Source organism: Variovorax sp. F042, assembly GCF_057814215.1.
The window spans coordinates 1286160-1305707 of sequence record NZ_JBVASX010000001.1 but is presented as its reverse complement, the minus strand read 5'-3'; the positions used below and the strand labels follow the sequence as shown (position 1 = coordinate 1305707).

At 67.7% G+C, this 19548-nt stretch carries 19 protein-coding genes; 13 read left to right on the top strand and 6 right to left on the bottom strand.

Annotation, left to right across the window (positions count from 1 at the left end; translation table 11 throughout):
* Nucleotides 1-14 precede the first annotated feature (14 nt).
* The 6 genes from ACZYSP_RS06265 to cydX all read left to right on the top strand — a co-directional run bounded on the left by ACZYSP_RS06265 (nucleotide 15) and on the right by cydX (nucleotide 7666).
* Entirely contained in the window at nucleotides 15-1127 is a 1113-nt protein-coding gene (locus tag ACZYSP_RS06265; protein WP_093080249.1) for an acyltransferase family protein, read from the top strand.
* Nucleotides 1128-1283: 156 nt separating this feature from the next.
* The gene (gene cydD / locus ACZYSP_RS06260) at nucleotides 1284-2972 is read left to right on the top strand and encodes a thiol reductant ABC exporter subunit CydD (protein WP_489013144.1); all 1689 of its coding nucleotides are present in this window, start codon (nucleotides 1284-1286) and stop codon (nucleotides 2970-2972) included.
* Nucleotides 2969-4681, top strand: a complete 1713-nt coding sequence (locus ACZYSP_RS06255; protein ID WP_489013142.1) for an amino acid ABC transporter ATP-binding/permease protein — start codon at nucleotides 2969-2971, stop codon at nucleotides 4679-4681. The genes cydD and ACZYSP_RS06255 overlap by 4 nt, the downstream gene beginning before the upstream one ends.
* A 44-nt stretch (nucleotides 4682-4725) precedes the next feature.
* The gene (locus ACZYSP_RS06250) at nucleotides 4726-6345 is read left to right on the top strand and encodes a cytochrome ubiquinol oxidase subunit I (RefSeq protein ID WP_093050710.1); all 1620 of its coding nucleotides are present in this window, start codon (nucleotides 4726-4728) and stop codon (nucleotides 6343-6345) included.
* Complete coding sequence (gene cydB, locus ACZYSP_RS06245) at nucleotides 6342-7496, top strand: cytochrome d ubiquinol oxidase subunit II (protein WP_489013140.1); 1155 nt, start codon at nucleotides 6342-6344, stop codon at nucleotides 7494-7496. The genes ACZYSP_RS06250 and cydB overlap by 4 nt, the downstream gene beginning before the upstream one ends.
* Before the next feature lie 20 nt (nucleotides 7497-7516).
* Nucleotides 7517-7666, top strand: coding sequence for a cytochrome bd-I oxidase subunit CydX (gene cydX, locus ACZYSP_RS06240; protein WP_093050704.1), 150 nt, complete (start codon nucleotides 7517-7519; stop codon nucleotides 7664-7666).
* 11 nt (nucleotides 7667-7677) lie between these two features.
* On the opposite strand, the gene ACZYSP_RS06235 is transcribed toward cydX, so the two are convergent.
* Together ACZYSP_RS06235 and ACZYSP_RS06230 are read right to left on the bottom strand one after the other, a co-directional pair.
* Nucleotides 7678-8259, bottom strand: coding sequence for a GbsR/MarR family transcriptional regulator (locus tag ACZYSP_RS06235; protein ID WP_093050701.1), 582 nt, complete (start codon nucleotides 8257-8259; stop codon nucleotides 7678-7680).
* 49 nt (nucleotides 8260-8308) lie between these two features.
* Nucleotides 8309-9334 carry an AraC family transcriptional regulator gene (locus tag ACZYSP_RS06230; RefSeq protein WP_354338175.1) on the bottom strand — a complete coding sequence of 342 codons (1026 nt, stop codon included), beginning with the start codon at nucleotides 9332-9334 and terminating at the stop codon, nucleotides 8309-8311.
* Between the two features lie 111 nt (nucleotides 9335-9445).
* On the opposite strand from ACZYSP_RS06230, the gene ACZYSP_RS06225 reads away from it, so the two are divergent.
* The 7 genes from ACZYSP_RS06225 (at nucleotide 9446) to ACZYSP_RS06195 (ending at nucleotide 15811) form a co-directional block, all read left to right on the top strand.
* Entirely contained in the window at nucleotides 9446-11005 is a 1560-nt protein-coding gene (locus ACZYSP_RS06225) for a long-chain-fatty-acid--CoA ligase (RefSeq protein WP_489013136.1), read from the top strand.
* 40 nt (nucleotides 11006-11045) lie between these two features.
* Entirely contained in the window at nucleotides 11046-12230 is a 1185-nt protein-coding gene (locus tag ACZYSP_RS06220; RefSeq protein WP_097198820.1) for a lipid-transfer protein, read from the top strand.
* A gap of 13 nt (nucleotides 12231-12243) precedes the next feature.
* Nucleotides 12244-12684 carry a MaoC family dehydratase N-terminal domain-containing protein gene (locus ACZYSP_RS06215; protein WP_093050690.1) on the top strand — a complete coding sequence of 147 codons (441 nt, stop codon included), beginning with the start codon at nucleotides 12244-12246 and terminating at the stop codon, nucleotides 12682-12684.
* 18 nt (nucleotides 12685-12702) lie between these two features.
* Nucleotides 12703-13122: a MaoC family dehydratase gene (locus ACZYSP_RS06210; protein ID WP_354338179.1), complete on the top strand. Its 420-nt coding sequence runs from the start codon at nucleotides 12703-12705 to the stop codon at nucleotides 13120-13122.
* 25 nt (nucleotides 13123-13147) lie between these two features.
* Nucleotides 13148-13978, top strand: coding sequence for an SDR family NAD(P)-dependent oxidoreductase (locus tag ACZYSP_RS06205; RefSeq protein WP_307616736.1), 831 nt, complete (start codon nucleotides 13148-13150; stop codon nucleotides 13976-13978).
* A gap of 2 nt (nucleotides 13979-13980) precedes the next feature.
* On the top strand, nucleotides 13981-14769 hold the full coding sequence (locus ACZYSP_RS06200; RefSeq protein WP_354338180.1) for an enoyl-CoA hydratase-related protein: 789 nt from the start codon (nucleotides 13981-13983) through the stop codon (nucleotides 14767-14769).
* Nucleotides 14770-14869: 100 nt separating this feature from the next.
* Complete coding sequence (locus tag ACZYSP_RS06195; RefSeq protein ID WP_176928711.1) at nucleotides 14870-15811, top strand: LysR family transcriptional regulator; 942 nt, start codon at nucleotides 14870-14872, stop codon at nucleotides 15809-15811.
* A 12-nt stretch (nucleotides 15812-15823) separates the two neighbouring features.
* Here ACZYSP_RS06195 and ACZYSP_RS06190 read toward each other — a convergent pair whose 3' ends face one another.
* Genes ACZYSP_RS06190 through ACZYSP_RS06175 form a run of 4 tightly spaced genes read right to left on the bottom strand, consistent with a single transcriptional unit; the run spans nucleotide 15824 to nucleotide 19548 of the window.
* Entirely contained in the window at nucleotides 15824-16828 is a 1005-nt protein-coding gene (locus ACZYSP_RS06190) for an isopenicillin N synthase family dioxygenase (RefSeq protein ID WP_354338181.1), read from the bottom strand.
* Between the two features lie 34 nt (nucleotides 16829-16862).
* Nucleotides 16863-17693, bottom strand: a complete 831-nt coding sequence (locus tag ACZYSP_RS06185) for an ABC transporter permease (RefSeq protein ID WP_354338182.1) — start codon at nucleotides 17691-17693, stop codon at nucleotides 16863-16865.
* Nucleotides 17690-18523: an ABC transporter ATP-binding protein gene (locus tag ACZYSP_RS06180; protein WP_489013131.1), complete on the bottom strand. Its 834-nt coding sequence runs from the start codon at nucleotides 18521-18523 to the stop codon at nucleotides 17690-17692. Before ACZYSP_RS06180 ends, ACZYSP_RS06185 begins: the two co-directional genes overlap by 4 nt.
* Entirely contained in the window at nucleotides 18520-19548 is a 1029-nt protein-coding gene (locus tag ACZYSP_RS06175) for an adenosine deaminase (protein WP_354338183.1), read from the bottom strand. Before ACZYSP_RS06175 ends, ACZYSP_RS06180 begins: the two co-directional genes overlap by 4 nt.

The following is a 19548-nucleotide window of genomic DNA, read 5'->3' as shown; positions in this document are numbered from 1 at the left end:
CATCGCTGGGGCGCATGCCGCTGCTCGACGCGGCGAAGGGCATCGCCTGTGCGGTGATCGTTGGACATCATCTCTCGCGCTATGGTCCGATGCCGGCAGGCGCGTACGCGCTCGCGCCTGATTTCTTCTCGTGGCTGGCCAACGAAGGCCGGCTGGCGGTGCAGGTGTTTCTCGTCATCGCCGGCTTTCTTGCAGCCGCCAGCCTCGCGCCCGACGGCATGCTGCGCGTGGAGCGGCCGGTGACGCGCATCCTGCAGCGCTATGGTCGGCTGGTCATGCCGTACCTCGCCGCGCTCACTGTGTGCGTGCTGGTCGCGGCGGTGGTGCGGCCGTGGCTCGATGAAGAGGTTGTGCCTGCGTCGCCGACCTTCGGGCAACTGGTCGCCCATGGATTGCTGCTGCAGGACCTGCTGGGCTACGAGTCGCTGTCGACGGGCGTCTGGTACGTGGCCATCGACTTCCAGCTGTTCGCGCTGGCGCTGGCACTGGTGGGCCTACCCACGATGCTGCAGCGCTCCAGCGGCTCGCCACCGCTGAGCGCACAGGCGCGCTGGATGCCCGTGGCGCTGGTGCTCGGGCTGGCCGTGGCTTCGCTGGCGCTCTTCAATCGCAATGCCGGGCTGGACGACACAGCCTTCTATTTCTTCGGCACCTACGGTGTGGGCATGCTGGTGTTCTGGATCGGGCGCGCGACACGGTCAAGCACCTGGCAGAGCGCGATCGCATTGCTTGCGCTGGTGGGGGCGGGCGCGCTGGCTATCGACTGGCGCAGCCGTATCGCCACGGCGCTGTTCACGGCGCTGCTGATTGCCATTGCGCAGCGCCGCAACTGGCTGTCGCCTAAGCACTGGCCTGCCGTGGCCCTGCCTTTGTTGCGGCTGGGGCGTATGTCGTACTCGCTGTTCCTGATCCACTTCCCGGTGCTGCTTGCCATGAATGCGGCGGTTGCGAATTCCGGGCCGCACGGTGCGTGGTTCGACGCGGTCGGCCTCGTGGCGACCTTCGGCCTGTCGGTAGCTGCGGCGGCGCTGCTGTACCGCTGGGTGGAAGCGCGCCCGGCCTCGTGGCGCGCGGTGTTCACGCTTTTTGCTGCGCTGCTGGTTACTGGGCTAGTCGTTTCTCATTAAGGACGGGGGCGCCCGCGCAGGCGCACTGGCCGAATCTTCCTGAACCCGGTTGCGCTCGAGCGCCGGAGCGTGCAGTCTGCGGGCTCGTCAGTCGCTCGCATCTTCGGTATGATTGTGGAGATTTCAGTAATTACTGAAAATACACGAAACTAAGGAATGACCAAGCACTCGCCATCCCGATCGCCGCTGCGGGCTTTCGCGTCGCCTGACGTCGGCGGGGTGGTGCAGGGTGCCGCGGCGCTGTTCTGGCTGCCGCAGGCGGCGCTGTTGGCGATGGCGGTGCAGGGACTGGCTTCCGGGCGCGGTTTCGCTGCCGTGATCTGGCCCGCCGGCGCGATCCTGCTGCTTGGGCTGCTGCGGGCGGGTTGCGAGGCCTGGGGCGCTCGCCGGACCTTTGCTCGTGCACGTGCACAACTCACGGCGCTGCGCGAGCAAACGGCCACGGCGCTGGCCGGTAGCTCGCCGCTGGACCGCAGCCGCGCGCCTTCCGGGCTCGCCGCCAGCGTGCTCGCCGAGCAGGCCGAGGCTCTGGTGCCGTACCTCGTGCGCTACCAACCCGCGCGTTGGCGCGCGACGGTGGTGCCGATCTTCATCCTGTGCGCGGTGGCCGCCTTTTCATGGGTGGCCGCGCTGGTGCTGCTGCTCGCGGCGCCGCTCATTCCGGTCTTCATGGCCATTGTCGGCTGGCGCGCCAAGGCTGCGAGCGAAGCGCAGATGGTGGAGATGGGCGGCATGAACGCCTTCCTGCTCGACCGGCTTCGCGGGCTGGCGACACTGCGTGCGCTAGATGCGGTGGAGACCACGGCGCAGCGGCTGGGCGATGCAGCGCAATCCCTGCGCCGACGGACGATGGCGGTGCTGCGCATCGCGTTTCTCTCGTCAGCCGTGCTGGAGCTTTTCTCGGCGCTGGGCGTGGCGATGGTGGCCGCGTACGTCGGTTTTCACCTGTTGGGCTCCCTCGGCTTCGGCGCTTGGGGCCGGACGCTGAGCCTGGGCGAGGGGCTGTTCGTGCTGCTGCTGGCGCCGGCGTTCTTCGAGCCCCTGCGAGAGCTGCCGGCGGTCTGGCATGACCGGGCTGCGGGCGAAGCGGCGCTGGAGGCACTCGACCGCTTGCAGCGCAACGACCTGCCGCTGCCTGGTGCGAACGCCTCGCTGACGCGCGCCGCGACGGGCGTGCCAGGCGGCGCGCCGACCATCGCCATCCACAACCTGCATTTCTCCTGGCCCGGCGAGCAGCAAGAGGTCTTCGAAGGCTACGAGCTTCGCATCGCGGCCGGTGAACACATTGCGCTGATGGGCCCCAGCGGCTCTGGCAAGACTGCATTGCTCTCAATACTCGCAGGCCTCGTGCCCGCCACGCGCGGCGAGATCTCGATCGGTGGCGTGGCGCTCACGGACCACACCGTGGCGGCGCTGCGCCAGCGCATGGCGTGGATGGGCCAGGCGCCGCACGTCTTCGCCGGCTCAGCGCAGGCCAACGTGGCATTGGGGCGGGCGGGTGTCGACACCCCACAGGTCGCCGAAGCCATGCGCTTCGCATCGCTCGAAGCCGTGACGCAGGCGCATCCCGGCGTGACGCTAGGCGAGGGTGGCCATGGCCTGTCTGGTGGAGAAGCCGTGCGACTTGCCCTCGCGCGCGTCGCGGTGCACCCGCACGCCGACCTGCTGCTGGTAGACGAACCGACAGCGCACCTCGACACCGAAACCGCTGAGCGCGTCGCCGACGCTCTGGTGGCACTGGCGCGCGGCAAGACCCTCGTCGTCGCCACGCACGACCCGGTGCTGGCGGCTCGCATGGACCGCGCGGTGAACCTCGGCGCAGAAGCGCTGGAGAAGGCCGCATGAAGGCGACGCCAATCCACGCCACGAATTGGCGCGATCTGCGCCTGGTCCTGCGCCCCTTCCTTGCCGCGCAGCCACGTCCTCTTCTGCTCGGCTGCCTGCTCGCCGCAGTCACCGTGCTCGCAGGAATGGCGCTACTCGGCCTCTCGGGTTGGTTCATCACCGCGACCGCATTGGCCGGCCTGCACGCGGCCACTGCCTTCACCTTCGACGTGTTCATGCCCTCCGCCGGCATCCGCCTGCTGGCACTCGGTCGTACGGCATCGCGCTATGGCGAGCGGCTTGTGACGCACGACGCGACCTTCGCCGTGCTCGCAGCGCTGCGCGTTCGCCTGTTCCGCGGCTGGGCAAAGGCCGAGGCGGCGCGCGAGTTGCTGATGCGCCCGGCCCGCCTGCTGTTCCGTTTGACGGCGGACATCGACGCGCTGGAATCGCTCTACCTTCGCCTGCTCGTGCCAGCCGCCGCAGCGCTGGGTGCGGCATTGCTGGGCGGCGTGGTGCTCGGCTTCATGCATGTCGCCATGGGCCTCGCGCTGATGCTCTGGCTCGTGACCGTCGGCTGGGGCATCGCGTTCGTCGTCGCAAGGCGAGCCCGCCGGCCGGCCGTGCAGCGGGCGCATGCCGTCGAGGCGCTGCGCGCACGCGCAGTCGATCTCGTGGCGGGGCAGACCGATCTGGTGATGGCCGGCCGCATCGGCGCGCAGCGCCAGGCGTTGATGAACGCCGACATGCATCTCGCAAAGGCCGACCTGGCATTGAACAAGCTCGAAGCGGCGGCCGGCTTCGCCTATGGCAGCGCGGGCACCCTGACCCTCGTCGGCGTGCTGCTTGCCGTCGGCCTGCTGGTGGGCGAGGGCGTCATCGGCGCGCCGGCGGCGGCACTGGCGCTGCTGGTGGCGCTCACTGCCACCGAGCCCTTCGCGGCCTTGCGCCGCGGTGCGCTCGATGCGGGCCGCACGTGGCTGGCGGTGCGGCGTCTTGCACCGCGCATGAGCGAGGAGTCCGCCTCAACGTCAACGGCGAACGAACCCGATGCGACGCTCGCATTGCAACTGAAGCGCGTCACCGTGGTCCACGATGGCAGCCGCACACCCGTCCTGAGCGACGTGACTTTGACCCTGAACGCAGGCGAGCGCGTCGCATTGATCGGCGCGAGCGGCGCCGGCAAGTCGACGCTGCTCGCCGCCATTGCAGGCGAAATCACGCCGCTGTCCGGCAGCAAGAGCGCACAGCCCGCGTGCCTTCTGACCCAACGCACCGAACTCTTCCAGGACAGCCTGCGCGACAACCTCCGCCTCGCCGCGCCCAACGCCACCGACGACCAACTGCACGCCGTACTGCATGCAGCAGGCTTGGAAGACGAAGTGCGCTCATTGGCCACGGGCCTCGACACCCGGCTCGGCGAAGGCGGCCTGGGCCTCTCCGGCGGCCAGTCGCGCCGCCTTGCGCTGGCCCGCCTGCTGCTGCGCCCGGTGCCCCTCTGGCTGCTCGACGAACCCACCGAAGCGCTCGACGCCGCCACCGCACACGACGTGCTGCAACGCCTCGCCCGACACGCAGGCCCACGCACCTTGCTGATCGCCACTCACCTGCGCCGCGAAGCCGCGCTCGCCGACCGCCTCGTGTGCATGCGCCAGGGCTGCATCGTCGCCGACCTGCGGCGCGGCACTGAAGCCTTCGACGCCGCACTGCGCAGCCTGCGCCCCGACTGAACACTTACAAAGAAAAAACAGGCAACCCAAAAGGAAGAACCCCCATGGACCTCGACATCGTCGCGCTATCGCGCCTGCAGTTCGCCGTCACGGCGCTGTACCACTTCCTGTTCGTGCCGCTGACGCTCGGGCTTTCGATCATCCTCGCCATCATGGAGACGGTCTACGTGATGACCGGCCGCGTGATCTGGCGCGACATGACGAAATTCTGGGGCGTGCTGTTCGGCATCAACTTCGCGATGGGCGTTGCCACCGGCATCGTGATGGAGTTCCAGTTCGGCATGAACTGGAGCTACTACAGCCACTACGTCGGCGACATCTTCGGCGCGCCGCTGGCCATCGAGGGGCTGATGGCCTTCTTCATGGAGGCCACCTTCGTCGGGCTGTTCTTCTTCGGCTGGGACAAGCTCTCCAAGGTGGGCCACCTGATCTCGACATGGGCCGTGGCCATCGGCTCCAACTTCTCGGCGCTGTGGATCCTCATTGCCAACGGCTGGATGCAGAACCCCGTGGGCGCGGCCTTCAACCCGCAGACCATGCGCATGGAAGTGACCGACTTCTTCGCGGTGCTGACCAACCCGGTGGCGCAGGCCAAGTTCGTGCACACCGTGTCGGCGGGGTACGTGTGCGCCGCCGTGTTCGTGCTGGGCGTGTCGGCCTGGTATGTGCTCAAGGGCCGTCACCTCGAACTGGCCAAGCGCTCGATGACGGTCGCGGCCTCGTTCGGCCTGGCCGCCGCGCTGTCGGTGGCCGTGCTCGGCGACGAGAGCGGTTACCTCTCCGGCGAGCACCAGAAGATGAAGCTGGCCGCCATCGAAGCCATGTGGGAAACGCAACCCGCGCCTGCCGCCTTCACCGTCATCGGCTTCCCTGACCAGGAGGCGCGCGAGACGCACTACGCCATCCACATCCCCGCGGTGATGGGCCTGATCGGCACGCGCTCGCTCAACACAGTGATGCCCGGCATCGACGAGCTCGTGAAGCGCGCTGAAGCCCGCATCCGAGAAGGCCTCAAGGCGTACGACGCGCTGCAGAAGATCCGCGAGGCAGGCGGCACCGGCAAGGTGACGCAGGGCGTGCGCGGGGACTTCGAGGACAACGGCATCAACATGGGCTACGCGCTGCTGCTCAAGCGCTACGTGGACGATCCGCGCACAGCGACGGACGAACAGATCACCAAGGCCGCATGGGACACCGTGCCGCAGGTGGCGCCGCTGTTCTGGCTGTTCCGCGTGATGGTGGGCATCGGCATGCTGCTGATCCTGCTGACGGGCACCTTCTTCGTGCTCTCCGCGCGCCGCAAGCTCGACAGCTACCGCTGGCTGCTGAAGCTCGCCGTGTTCGCGATCCCGCTGCCGTGGATCGCCATCGAGTCGGGCTGGCTGGTTGCTGAGTTCGGCCGCCAGCCGTGGGTGATCGAAGGCGTGCTGCCGACGGCTGTAGCTGTGTCGAACCTCGGCGTGAAGACGCTGCTGCTCACGCTCGCTGGCTTCATCGCGATCTACACCACGCTGCTCATCATCGAGATGAAGCTGATGCTCAAGGCCATCCGCAAGGGGCCTGAAGCCGAGCATGCGCCGGACGAGGGCGACACGCTCTCGCACATTCCGCCGGCCCACGCAGGCGCGGCCATTCCTTCTCCTTCCACCGGGAGCGCAGCATGATCCTCCACACACTCCTTGACTACGACACCCTGCGCATCATCTGGTGGCTGCTGATCGGCGTGCTGCTGGTGGGCTTCGCCGTGACCGACGGCTTCGACCTGGGCAGCGGCATGCTGCTGCCCTTTGCCGCGCGCAACGACATCGAACGCCGCGTCGTCATCAACAGCGTGGGCCCGGTGTGGGAAGGCAACCAGGTGTGGCTGATCCTCGGCGGCGGCGCGATCTTCGCGGCGTGGCCGCAGTTGTACGCCGTGTCTTTCTCGGGCTTCTACCTTGCGATGTTCGTGATTCTCACGGCGCTGATCCTGCGGCCCGTGGCCTTCAAGTTCCGCAGCAAGCGCGAGTCGCCGCAGTGGCGCGCGCGCTGGGACTGGGTGCTGTTCTTCAGCGGCTTCGTGCCAGCGCTGATCTGCGGCGTGGCCGTGGGCAACGTGCTGCAGGGCGTGCCGTTCCGCTTCAGTGCCGACATGCACATCTTCTACGACGGCAGCTTCTTCGGCCTGCTGAATCCGTTCGCGATCCTGTGCGGACTGGTGTCGGTGGCAATGCTCGTGATGCACGGCGCGGCATGGCTGCTGCTGAAGACTGCCGGGCCGGTGGCCGAGCGCGCTCGCACCTACGGCATGGTCGCCGCCGTGCTCACCATCGCGCTGTACGCACTGGCCGGTGTGCTGCTGGCAACGAGCATCGGCGGCTACCGCATCAGCAGCGTGGTCGATGCGGTGGGGCCGTCGAATCCGATGCTGAAGACAGTCGAGATGCATGCCGGCGCGTGGACCGTCAACTACGCGGCGCACTCGTGGACGCTCGCCGCACCGGCGGCTGGCTTCGTCGGCGCGCTGGGTGCTTTGCTCGGGCTCGCGCTGCGCCGCCCGGTGCTCGCGCTGCTGACCGCGGCGCTCGGCATCGCCGGCATCATCCTCAGCGTGGGAGCGTCGATGTTCCCGTTCATCCTGCCGTCGTCGATCGATCCGCGCGCCAGCCTCACGGTGTGGGACTCGTCGTCGAGCCACCTCACGCTGTTCATCATGCTGGTGGTCACGGCCTTCTTCATTCCGCTGATCGTGGCCTACACCAGCTGGGTCTATCACGTGCTGTGGGGCAAGGTCGACGAGCAGGCCATCCGCGACGAGAGCGGCCACGCCTACTGAACGAACAGAGGAGAAAAAAGATGTGGTACTTCGCCTGGATCCTCGGCCTGCCGCTGGCAGCCGCTTTCGCCGTACTCAATGCGATGTGGTACGAACTCATGGACGACGAGGCCGTGCGCAAGGCCAAGCTCGGAACGCCCGAGCCGCCGGCGGGGCAGGAGCGGCTCTAGAGGCTCCAGGCCTATTCGGCGGCCTTCTTCTTCGACGCTGCACCGCCGGTGATGCGGTCCTTGAGCGTCAGCACCTTCGTCACGGTCGCACCCATGCCCATGAGCTTCATGGCGGTCTCGGGCGCGAGCCGCTGCACGTCGTCGAACCACTTCATCAGCCGGTCGATCAGGTCGTGCATTTCGCGCATGCGCTCCTGCGCGTGGCGCTCGGCGTCGCTCGTGGGCGATTCGAGCAGGGCGTTGCGCAGCATCGAGAGCGTGGGCTCGATCTCGCGGCGGCGGCGCTCCTCGGCCAGCACGCGAAAGATTTCCCACACGTCCGAAGGCGCCTCGAAGTATTCGCGCCGGTCACCCGGGTGATGCCGCAGGTGCACCAGCCGCCAGGCCTGCAGCTCCTTCAGGCCCATGCTGACGTTCGAGCGCGAGAACTCGAGCAGCTCGGCGATCTCGTCGGCGTTGAGCGCGCGCTCCGACAAAAAGATCAGCGCGTAGATCTGCCCGACGGTGCGGTTGATGCCCCACTTGCTGCCCATCTCGCCGAAATGGGCGACGAACTGGCGGTTGAGGGGAGGGAGATCGGAGGAAGTTGCCATGCGCCGGATTGTCGCGCGGATGGCTGTAATTTCGGAAAGTCCTGAAAACTCAATCCGCTGGCGCGCGCCGCCGGTACGACCCCGGCGCGCCTCCCGTCCATGCCTTGAAGGCTCGCTGAAACGCCGCGCTGTCGGCAAAGCCCAGCTCCTCCGCCAGCACCGCGAGCGGCACGGTGCTGGTGTTGAGCCGCACGATGGCGAGGTCGCGTCGCAACTGGTCTTTCAGCGCCTGGAACGAGGTGCCCTCGGTCGCCAGGTGCCGCTGCAGCGTGCTGACGGACATGTGCAGCACGCTCGCCGTGGTCGCGAGGTCAGCCCATGCCGGGCGGTGCTGCTGCAGCACCGCACGCACCCGCGCGCTCACGGCCTGCTCGGCGAGTCGGGGCAGGATCACGTTGGCCGGCGCGGCCGCCAGAAAAACCTGCATCTCCTGTGCGTCGCGGTGCACCGGCGTGTCGAGCGCGCTGGCGTCGAACCACACGGCCGACAGCGGCTGGCCGAACTGCAGCGGCCCCGGGAACACCTTGGCGTAGCCGTCCGCATAGGGCGGCAGCTCGAAGCCGAAGTCGAAGCGGCGCGCCACCAGCCGGCCGCCGTGCAGCCATGCGAAGAGCCGCCAGTACACCCGCAGCATCAGCTCGTGCAGAAAGTTCTGGTGCGTGGCGGGCTGGATGTTCAGCCTCACGCCGAAGCCCGCAAGCGGGCCTTCGTGCAGCAGCACCAGCGACAGGTCGTCCTGCAGCAGGCTGAAGGTGTGGGCCACGCGGCGCAGCGCCACCTCGAAGGTGCGCGCGCCCAGCGTGGAGCGCGTCATCAGCGCAAAGCTGCCGCGGCGCAGGCGCCGGGTGAGAAAGCCCAGTGCCTCGTCGTCCATCCGGTCCATCAGCAGTGCGAACAACGCCACGTACTGCTCGGCCGTGATGCGCGCGCCGGTCTCGTCGAGCAGGGCGGGGGCGATGCCCGCGTCTTCCAGTGCCATGTCGATATCGACCGGCGCCTCGCCGCCGCGCGCACGAATGCCCGACAGCATGCCGTGGACGAAGGCGATCGGAATGGTGACGGGCGGTTGCAGCATGAGTCCTGTCGATTGACGTTTTCTGCCATGCGATCGAAGCGAAGTGCAATCGCCGGGCAGCCGCCGGATTTCTACCATGCGGCTACACAAGAACGAGACGGAGACAAACCCATGTACCTCACCCAGGGCCTTCACCGGGCCGTGCAGCAGCGCCCCGATGCCATTGCCGTGCGCTTTGCCGGCCGTGCACGGAGCTTCCGCGACTTTGCCGAACGGGTCGCACGCCTGGCCGGTGCGCTGCAGCGGCTGGGCATGCAGGCGGGCGACCGCGTTGCCATGCTGTCGCTCAACTCCGACCGCTATCTCGAATACCAGATGGCCGTGCCCTGGGGCGGCGGGGTGCTCAACCCCTGCAACATCCGCTGGTCGGCTGCCGAGATTCTTTACTCGCTGGAAGACTCGGGCTCCAGCATCCTGCTGGTCGACGAGACCTTCCGGCCGGTGGTCGAGCAGATGCGTGGCCAGTCGAAGAGCCTGCGCGAAGTCGTCTACTGCGGCGACGGCCCGGTGCCGCCCGGCATGCACAGCTACGAAGGCCTGATCGACGCCGCCCAGCCGGTGCCCGACGCCGTGCGCCGCGGCGAAGACCTGGCCGGCATCTTCTACACCGGCGGTACCACCGGTTTCCCCAAGGGCGTGATGCTGAGCCACACCAACATCTGCAGCTCGGCGCTCGCGGCGCAGGCAGAGGGGCTGGCCCCGGCCGGCGGCTGCTACCTGCATGCCGCGCCGATGTTCCACCTGGCCGACATGGGCCTGGCCACGCCGCACTGGTTTGCGGGCAACACGCACGCGATCATTCCGATGTTCACGCCCGAGGGCGTGCTCAACGCCATCGAGCGCGACCACGTCACCAGCCTGCTGCTGGTACCCACCATGATCCAGATGCTGGTGGACCACCCCGCCATGCGGGAGCCGCGCGACCTGAGCAGCCTGAAGAACATCACCTACGGTGCCTCGCCAATCTCCGAAGCCGTGCTGAACCGCGCGATGGAGGCCTTTCCGGGTGTCGGGTTCGTGCAGGCCTATGGCATGACCGAGCTGTCGCCCATCGCTACGCTCAACCCCGCGTACTTCCACACGGCCGAAGGCCGCAAGCACGGCAAGCTGCGCTCGGCGGGCCGTGCCGCCGTGTGCATGGAAGTGCGCGTGGTCGATGCCGACGACAAGGAGGTGCCGCGCGGCACCGTCGGCGAAGTGGCCGTGCGCGGCCCCAACGTGATGCAGGGCTACTGGAACAAGCCCGAGCAGACGGCGGCCGCGCTGCGCGACGGCTGGATGCACACCGGCGACGGCGCCTACATGGACGACGACGGCTTCATCTTCGTGGTCGACCGGCTGAAGGACATGATCATCAGCGGCGGCGAGAACGTCTATTCGGCCGAGGTAGAGAACGCCATCAACCAGCATCCCGCGGTGGCCGCCTGCGCTGTCATCGGCATTCCGAGCGAGGAGTGGGGCGAGGCGGTGCATGCCGCGCTGGTGCTCAAGCCGGGGCAGGCAATCAAGCCCGAGGAGCTGATCGCGCACTGCAAGACGCTGATTGCCAACTACAAGTGCCCGCGCAGCGTGGCCGTCCTCGATGCGCTGCCGCTGTCGGGCGCCGGCAAGGTGCTGAAGACGAAGCTGCGCGAACCCTTTTGGCAAGACCGCCAGCGAGGCGTAGCCTGAGCCTGTCTGTTTTCTTATTCGAACCTCCAAGGAGCCTCTCATGAGTCAGGACGTCTATGTCGTCGGGGTCGGCATGATCCCGTTCACCAAGCCGGGCGCGAACCAGCCCTATCCGCAGATGGCCGCCCATGCCACGAATGCGGCGCTGAAAGACGCCGGCATCGGCTACGAGCTGGTGCAGCAGGCCTACGTGGGCTACGTGTACGGCGACTCCACCGCCGGGCAGCGCGCGCTGTATGAAGTGGGCATGACGGGCATTCCGGTCGTCAACGTCAACAACAACTGCTCTACCGGCTCGACCGCGCTGTTCCTCGCGCGCCAGGCCGTGGCCAGCGGCGCCGCCGACTGCGTGCTGGCGCTCGGCTTCGAGCACATGAGCCCCGGCGCGCTCGGCGCGGTGTTCAACGACCGGCCCAGCCCCTTCGACCATTTCGAAAGCATCACAGATGAGCTGGTCGGCAACGAGCAGGTGCCGCTCGCGCTGCGCTACTTCGGCGGTGCAGGGCTCGCGCACATGCAGCAGTACGGCACGCAGATGTCGACCTTCGCGAAGATCCGCGCCAAGGCCAGCCGCCATGCGTCGAACAACCCGGTGGCGCTGTTCCGCACCGTCGTCACCGAAGACGAGGTGATGGCCGCGCCCGTCATGTGGCCCGGCGTGATGACGCGGCTGATGGCCTGCCCGCCCACCTGCGGCGCAGCCGCGGCCATCGTGTGCTCGGCCCGCTTTGCCGAACGCCACGGGCTGGACCGCAGCGTGCGTATCAAGGCGCAGGCCATGACCACCGACCGGCCCATCACCTTCGAGAGCCGCGACATGCGCGAGGTGGTCGGCTTCAGCATGGCGCAGGAGGCCGCGCAGAAGGTGTACGACGCGGCCGGCGTCGGCCCGCAAGACGTGGACGTGGTCGAGCTGCACGACTGCTTCGCGCACAACGAACTCATCAGCTACGAGGCGCTGGGCCTGTGCCCGGTGGGCGGCGCCGAGAAGTTCGTGGTCGATGGCGACAACACCTATGGCGGCAAGGTGGTGACCAATCCGTCGGGCGGGCTGCTGTCGAAGGGGCATCCGCTCGGGGCCACGGGGCTGGCGCAATGCACGGAGCTGGTCCAGCAGCTTCGAGGCACAGCCGACAAACGGCAGGTCGAGGGCGCGCGGATGGCGCTGCAGCACAACCTCGGGCTGGGCGGCGCCTGCGTGGTGACGCTCTACGAGCGCGTCTGAGAAAGCCCACCCGATGATCGACAAGAAATGGATCGGCCACGAGCTGCCGCCTTCGGTGCTGCCCATCGAGCGCAGCCGCCTGCAATTCTTCGCCAAGGCCATCGGCGAGACCGACCCCGTCTACACCGATGCCGCCGCCGCGCGTGACGCCGGCTACCCCGACCTGCCCGCACCGCCGACCTTCCTGTTCGCGGCCGAGCTCGACTCGGGTGCGTCCGACAGATTGCTGGCCGACCTGCAGATTCCGCTGTCGAAGCTGCTGCACGGCGAGCAGGGCTTCAGCTATCACCGGCCGGCCTGCGTGGGCGACACGGTGACGGTGCGCTCCACCATCACCGACATCTACGACAAGAAGAACGGTGCGCTCGAATTCGTCATCAAGACATCGCGCGCCACCAACCAGCGCGACGAACTGGTGGCCGAGCTGCGCACGGTGATCGTCTGCCGCCACTGAAGGAAGGAACCCGCACCGATGAATGCCTTTAACTACGACGCCGTGAAGATCGGCGACGAGCTGCCTTCGCTGCAGCTGCCGCCTGTGAACCGCACCACGCTCGCGCTGTTCGCCGGCGCCTCGGGGGACCACAACCCCATTCACATCGACACCGATTTCGCGCGCAAGGCCGGCATGCCCGACGTGTTCGCGCAGGGCATGCTGGGCATGGCCTGGCTCGGGCGCCTGCTCACGCAGTGGGCGCCGCAGTCGCAGCTTCGGCGCTTCGACGTGCGCTTCCAGGGCATCACGCACCTGGGGCATGCGGTGCGGTGCAGCGGGCGCGTGGTCGAGAAGCTCGAGCACAACGGCGAGCGCTGCGTGCGCGTCGAGGTGCTCAGCGCCAACCAGTATGGGCAGACGCGCATTGCGGGCGAGGCGCTCGTCGCGCTGCGCTGACATCAACCGAAGAAAGAACAGAGACATGACACTCAAGCTCGGCGGCAAGGTCGCCCTCATCACAGGTTCGGGTCGCGGCATCGGCCGGGCCATCGCGCTCAAGCTCGCATCCGAAGGTGCGCGCATCGTCGTCAACGACCTCGATGCCGGGCCGGCTGAAGAGACCGTACAGGCCATCCGTGCTGCCGGCGGAGAAGCGGTGGCCTGCGTCGGCAGCGTGGCCGCACCGGACTTTGCCGAGCGCTTCGTCGGCACCGCGGTGAACGAATTCAAGGGCCTCGACATCATCGTCAACAACGCCGGCTACACCTGGGACAGCGTGGTGCAGAAGATGACCGATGAGCAGTGGTACGCCATGATCGACGTGCACCTCACGGCACCGTTCCGCATCCTGCGCGCAGCGCAGCCGGTGATCCGCGCGCTGTCGAAGTCCGAGACCGAGGCGGGCCGGCGCGTTGTGCGCAAGGTGGTCAACATCTCGTCGGTGGCGGGGCTGTTCGGCAACGCGGGGCAGGCCAACTATTCGGCGGCCAAGGCCGGCATCGTCGGCATGACGCAGACGCTGGCCAAGGAGTGGGGCCGCATGAACGTCACCGTCAACTGCGTGGCCTTCGGCTTCATCCAGACGCGGCTGACCGCGAGCACCGCCGAGGCCACCACCGCGAACATCGAGGGCCGCGAGATCAAGGTGGGCATCAACCCGGGGCTGCTGGCGATGATGGAGCAGTCCATTCCGTTGGGACGCGGCGGCACGCCCGAAGAAGCCGCAGGCGCGGTGTACCTGCTGTGCGCGCCCGAATCCGACTACGTGAGCGGGCAGACGCTGATGTGCACCGGCGGGCTCACGGGGGTCTGAGCATGAACATCAGCGAAGGCATTGCCTGGGACGTGGAGGAGGGCATCGGCCGCATCGTGCTGAAGCGGCCCGAACGCGCGAATGCCCTTGGCTTGGCGAACGGGCGCGCGCTGGTGCGGGCCATCGACGAAGTGCTGGCGCAGAAGCCGCGCGTCATCCTGCTGACCGGCGAGGGCAGGGTGTTCTGCGCCGGCGGCGCCATCGATGAATTCGTGGCGGCCGGCGAAGCGCTGCCCGAGCTGGTGAGCGAGATGCTCGACAGCCTGCATCCGGCATTGCTGCGCCTGTCGAACAACCCGGCGCCGCTGGTCGTGGCGGTGAACGGAGCGGTGGGCGGCGCCGGCGTGGGGCTCGCGCTGTGCGGCGACTTCGTGCTCGCCGCCGAATCGATGAAGCTGCGCACGGGCTACGCGGCCATCGGGCTGTCGCCGGATGCGGGCGCCTCGTACTTCCTCGCGCGTCGCGTGGGGCCCGTGCGTGCGCAGCAATTGCTGATGCTGAGCGATGCCGTCGACAGCCAGCGCTGCCTGGCGTGGGGCGCCGTCGATGCGCTCCACGCGGATGTTGAACTCGCAGCCGCCGCCGAAGCACTCGTCACGCGGCTCGCCCGTGGCGCGAGCGGATCGTTCGCGGCCATCAAGACCCTGTGCGCCGGTGTGCCGGGCCGGCCTTTCGATGAGCATCTGGCGCTGGAGCAGAAGCTGCTGCGCGAACGTGCCGGCAGCGCCGATGCGCGCGAGGGCGTGGCGGCGTTCGTAGCCAAGCGCGCGCCGCGCTTCACCGGTCGCTGAGGCACGACGTCTGCATCGCATTCGCCGCGCCATGCGGATGGGATGCGTGCAAGAATCTCCGCGGCGCTTTTGCTTTGCGCCCAGCCCACGGAGTTTCTTCTTGAGTCTTGTCTCCACGACCTCGCTTCGGTACTTCGCCGAAGTCGTTCGCACCGGTTCGATCAGGGCGGCTTCCGAGAACCTGTACGTCGCGGCATCCGCCATCAGCAGGCAACTCGCCATGCTCGAGGACTCGTTGGGCGCACCCTTGCTGGAGCGGCGCCAGGGGCGCGGCAAGGTCAAGCTCACGGCGGCCGGCGAGATCTTGATGCGCTATCACAAGAACGTCGTCAAGGAGTCCGGCCGGCTGCATTCCGAGATCGAGGCGCTGCAGGGCCTCAAGCGGGGCCACGTCAATTTCGGCATGCCCGAATCGTTGACGCGCGACTTCATGCCGCAGTTCTTCTCCGGCTTTGCCAAGCGCTACCCGGGCATCTCGTTCAGCGTGAAGGTCAGCGGCAGCCCCACGTTGGCGGAGATGCTGCTCGAAGACGACCTCGACGCCTGCTTCACTTTCGGCGACATCGCATTCCAGGATCTTTCGATGGTCTATACGCGGTTGCTGCCGCTCTACGTGCTGGTGCCCACCGGGCATCCGCTCGAAGGCTACAAGTCGCTGCGGCTTTCGGATTGCGCCGAGTACAGCCTGTCGTCGCTCGACTCGTCGCTGTGGGCCAAGCAGCAGTACGACGAGATGCTCGCGAAGGCGAAGATCCGGCCGCGCATTGCGCTGGAGACCAACTCTTACGAACTCATGCGCAACGTGGCGGCAGAGGGCATGTGCCTCACGTTCACGACCACGCCGCTGGAAGACCCGTTCGGGCGTCCAAGGGCTGGCTCCTATGTGCCGCTGAAAGACCCGCGCGCCAGGCCGCAGCGCCTGGCGCTGTGCGTGCACAAGGGCCGCAGCCTGCCGATACCGGTGGCTGCATTTCTCTCGGAACTCACGGTTGCGCTGGAAGAGGCGGAGCAGCGTGCCGAACAGGGCCGCCCCGCCGCTTGAGGCCCTGAAGCCTTACCCCGCGGCCAACTCCGCAGGCGTCTTGTACTTCTGCACGGCCGCGAACCGTCGCACCAGGTAGTCGCCCGACTTGATGGGCGCATGGCTGGGCTCGCCTTCGCCGGGCGCGAACCCGGGCAGGCAGGCCACGGGCGTGTCGTAGTCGAGGTTGAAGAATGTGGGGATCGAGTAGCGCTCCTTGCCCGTGCGGTTCGCGACGCGGTGCCTGTTGGACACGTAGACGTCGTTGGTCCACACCTTCACCAGGTCGCCCAGGTTGATGACCAGCGTTCCCTCGACGTAGGGCGCGGCCACCCATTCCCCACCGCGTGTGCACAGTTCGAGGCCGCCGATAGGGTCTTGCGCCAGCACGGTCAGCATGCCGTAGTCGGTGTGCGCGGCGGCACCGAGTTCGAGGTTGGTGAACGACTCCTGCGGCGGGTAGTGAAAGAGCCGCGACTGCACCATCGGCTTGGTGGCGTACTGCAGGAAGAAGCCTTCATCCTTGCCGACGGCCGAGGCGAAGATCTTCAGCAGGTTGCGGCCGAGCTCGATGGTGGCGTTGAAGTACGCCATGGCCGCGGGCTCGAGCCAGGGCTTGTCCGCAGGCCAGCGATTGGGGCCGTGCAGCGGCCGCCCGTTCGCTACGTCGGGGTCCGTCAGCGGCAGGTCCATGCCGAGTTCGTAGCTCTCCTTCAGGTCCGGCTTGTGGCCCGGATGCTGCGTGACGCCCATGGGCATGAAGCCGCGTCGGAAGCGCTCGTCGATCTGGTCCTTCATGCGCTCCTCCATCGGCAGCGACATGTAGCGGCGGGTGGCGTCGAACACGGTGTCGATCACGGCCTGCGGCACCCCGTGGTTCCTGACGTAGAAGAAACCGGTGTTGGTGCATGCGGCCTTGAACTGCTCGACCACCGGCCCGATCGGGCCGCCGGCCAACCACGGGCCCAGGTCGAGAATCGGCATTTCCTGCGCGGAGGCCCTGCGGGGTGCCTCGAGCTTCTGTTCGTCTTGGATCATTGCGTTGCTCCTTTGTAGGGGTTGTGTTGTTGCTTCATGTGCCGCGAGACAGGTCGGTGAACGCGTCCGCCCAGAACACCACGCGCCGCGCAATCGCCTTCATCAGGCCGTGCAGCACGATGCCGATGGCCGAGAGAACGATGAGGATCGCGAACATGCCCGCCGCGTCCATCGAGAAGTTGCGCTGCAGGATGAGATAGCCCAGCCCGGCCTGGGCGCCAACGAACTCGCCCACGATCGCGCCGATCACGGCCAGCACGATGCCGATGTCCAGCCCGGCGAACACATACGGCAGCGCGTGCGGCAGCCGGACCATGCGGAACACATGCCAGGAAGACGCCGTGAATGCGCGCATCAGGTCGATCTGATCCCTGGGCGCCGAGCGAAGCCCCACGATCGTGTTGGCGAGCACCGGAAAGAACACGATGGTCGCGGTGATCACGACCTTCGACGTTGTGTCGAAGCCGAACCACAGCACGAACAGCGGCGCCACGGCCACCTTGGGCACGGTCTGGAACGCGACAACGTACGGGTAGAGCACCAGTTCGAGCAGCGCGCTCTGGCCGATCAGCGCGCCGAGCAGGAACCCCGCGAACGCGCCGAGCGCGAAGCCCGCAAGAATCTCGTAGAGCGTCACCCACAGGTGCGGCCACACTTCGCCCGACTGGAAGACGTCATAGATGGAGCGGGCCACGCCCGCAGGCCCCGGGAAGATCAGGTGCGAGATGCCCAGCGCGCTCACCACGAGCTGCCATGCGGCAATCACGGCCACGAAGACGGCCGCGATCAGCGCCTTGCGCCGTGCGGGGGTGAGCCACGGCGCGGGCGGCTCGAAGTCGATGTTCTCGGTGTTCGCGGTGCTCATCCGTCGAGCCCTCCACTGGCGTTCAGGTTGGTCCGGATGTCGCGGACATGGCTGCCGAATCTCTCGGTGTTGATGAGCTCCAGCGTGCGGGCGGCGGGCAGGTCGACGTCGATGACCTTCGTGACGCGCCCGGGCCGCGGCGACATGACGATCACGCGGTCGCCGAGGAACACGGCTTCCGGAATGCTGTGCGTCACGAGCATGATCGTGGCGCCGGTGCGTTCGCGCAGCTTCAGCAGCTCGACGTTCATGGTCTCGCGCGTCATGGCATCGAGCGCGCCGAAGGGCTCGTCCATCAGCAGCAGCATCGGGTCGTTGACCAGCGCCCGCGCAATGCCCACGCGCTGCTGCATGCCGCCGGAGAGTTCGCCGGGGTACTTGGTCTCGAAGCCGGCCAGCCCCACCAGATGCAGGTAGTGGAGGGCACGTTCGCGCGCGACCTTGGGGTCGCGCCCCTGGATCTGCGCGGGCACCAGCACATTGTCGAGGATGTTGCGCCACGGCAGAAGCACGGGCGCCTGGAACACCACGCCCACATCGCGGCTCGGCCCGGTGTGGCGCCGCCCGCCGAGCTCGACCGTGCCGCGGCTCGCGCGCTCGAGGCCGGCCAGGATGCGCAGCAAGGTGCTCTTGCCGCAGCCGCTCGGGCCGACCACAGTGACGAACTCGCCGCGTTCGACGCTGAAGCTCACGTCGTGCAGCGCGACCACATCCGCGCCGTCCTTCGATCGGAAGGTCTTGTGCAGGCCTTCGAAGCGGAACGCCGGTACGGCGCCCGATGCTTCCAGCAGCGTCGTCCGTCTTGGCGGAAATTGAACGATTGCGTTCATGCCGGTGCCTGCTCCGCGCCGTGGGCCACCCATGCATCGATGGCGCGAAGCGCGGCGCTGCGTTGCAGCGGCGTGATGAAGGCAGCCTCGAAGCTGTTGCGCGCCAGGCTCACCATGTCGTCGCGCCCGAGGCCGAGCGCCTGTTGGCACGCAAGGTAGTTGTCGTTGACGTAGCCGCCGAAGTAGGAGGGGTCGTCCGAGTTGACGGTCACGCACAGGCCTGCGTCCATGAGCCTGCGCAGCGGGTGCGCGGCCATCGAAGGCACCAGCTGCAGCTTGAGGTTGGACAGCGGGCACACCGTGAGCGGAATGCGCTGCTGCGCGAGTTGCGCGACGAGCGCAGGGTCGTCGAGACAGGCGTTGCCATGGTCCAGGCGCTGCACCTGCAGCAGTTCGACCGCTTCGCGCACATAGGCGGCCGGGCCTTCCTCGCCCGCGTGCGCCACCACCTTGAAGCCGCGTTCGCGGCAGCGGCGGAAGAACTCGGCGAACTTCGAGGGCGGGTTGCCCACCTCCGCACCGCCAAGGCCGAAGCCCAGCAGCCGGTCGTACCAGGGGCGCAGGTCGTCGAGAAGGGTGAGCGCCTCGTCTTCGCTGCGGTGGCGCTGCACGACGACGATCAGGCCCGAGCTGATGCCGTCTTCGGCCTGCGCGGCTTCCATGGCGCCGAGCACGCCTTCCATCACCACGGCCAGCGGCACTGCGCGGCTGGTGTGGCCTTGCACGCCCAGGAACATTTCCGCATGCAGCACGCGATCGGCATGCGCGCGGCGCAGGTAGTCGCGCGTCACGTCGTGGAAGTCCTGCGGCTGGACGAGCACACGGCAGCCGTCGTAGTACAGGTTCAGAAAGTCCTGCAGGTCGGTGAAGCGGTAGGCGGCGCGCAGCTCTTCTTCCGTCTGCCAGCGGATGTCCACGCCGTTGCGCCGGGCCAGCCGCAGGAAAAGCTCGGGCTCGATCGAGCCTTCGATGTGCATGTGCAGTTCGGCCTTGGGCAGGCCCGCGACGAATTGTTCGGGCGTCAT

Excerpts from the sequence above, each read along its gene's own strand:
- ACZYSP_RS06255 (WP_489013142.1), top strand. The coding sequence starts at position 2,969 with ATGAAGGCGACGCCAATCCACGCCACGAATTGGCGCGATCTGCGCCTG.
- ACZYSP_RS06220 (WP_097198820.1), top strand. The coding sequence starts at position 11,046 with ATGAGTCAGGACGTCTATGTCGTCGGGGTCGGCATGATCCCGTTCACC.
- ACZYSP_RS06180 (WP_489013131.1), bottom strand. The coding sequence starts at position 18,523 with ATGAACGCAATCGTTCAATTTCCGCCAAGACGGACGACGCTGCTGGAA.
- cydD (WP_489013144.1), top strand. The coding sequence starts at position 1,284 with ATGACCAAGCACTCGCCATCCCGATCGCCGCTGCGGGCTTTCGCGTCG.
- ACZYSP_RS06250 (WP_093050710.1), top strand. The coding sequence starts at position 4,726 with ATGGACCTCGACATCGTCGCGCTATCGCGCCTGCAGTTCGCCGTCACG.
- ACZYSP_RS06175 (WP_354338183.1), bottom strand. The coding sequence starts at position 19,548 with ATGACGCCCGAACAATTCGTCGCGGGCCTGCCCAAGGCCGAACTGCAC.
- ACZYSP_RS06205 (WP_307616736.1), top strand. The coding sequence starts at position 13,148 with ATGACACTCAAGCTCGGCGGCAAGGTCGCCCTCATCACAGGTTCGGGT.
- ACZYSP_RS06230 (WP_354338175.1), bottom strand. The coding sequence starts at position 9,334 with ATGCTGCAACCGCCCGTCACCATTCCGATCGCCTTCGTCCACGGCATG.
- ACZYSP_RS06215 (WP_093050690.1), top strand. The coding sequence starts at position 12,244 with ATGATCGACAAGAAATGGATCGGCCACGAGCTGCCGCCTTCGGTGCTG.
- ACZYSP_RS06265 (WP_093080249.1), top strand. The coding sequence starts at position 15 with ATGCCGCTGCTCGACGCGGCGAAGGGCATCGCCTGTGCGGTGATCGTT.
- ACZYSP_RS06235 (WP_093050701.1), bottom strand. The coding sequence starts at position 8,259 with ATGGCAACTTCCTCCGATCTCCCTCCCCTCAACCGCCAGTTCGTCGCC.
- ACZYSP_RS06200 (WP_354338180.1), top strand. The coding sequence starts at position 13,981 with ATGAACATCAGCGAAGGCATTGCCTGGGACGTGGAGGAGGGCATCGGC.
- cydX (WP_093050704.1), top strand. The coding sequence starts at position 7,517 with ATGTGGTACTTCGCCTGGATCCTCGGCCTGCCGCTGGCAGCCGCTTTC.
- ACZYSP_RS06185 (WP_354338182.1), bottom strand. The coding sequence starts at position 17,693 with ATGAGCACCGCGAACACCGAGAACATCGACTTCGAGCCGCCCGCGCCG.
- cydB (WP_489013140.1), top strand. The coding sequence starts at position 6,342 with ATGATCCTCCACACACTCCTTGACTACGACACCCTGCGCATCATCTGG.
- ACZYSP_RS06190 (WP_354338181.1), bottom strand. The coding sequence starts at position 16,828 with ATGATCCAAGACGAACAGAAGCTCGAGGCACCCCGCAGGGCCTCCGCG.
- ACZYSP_RS06210 (WP_354338179.1), top strand. The coding sequence starts at position 12,703 with ATGAATGCCTTTAACTACGACGCCGTGAAGATCGGCGACGAGCTGCCT.
- ACZYSP_RS06225 (WP_489013136.1), top strand. The coding sequence starts at position 9,446 with ATGTACCTCACCCAGGGCCTTCACCGGGCCGTGCAGCAGCGCCCCGAT.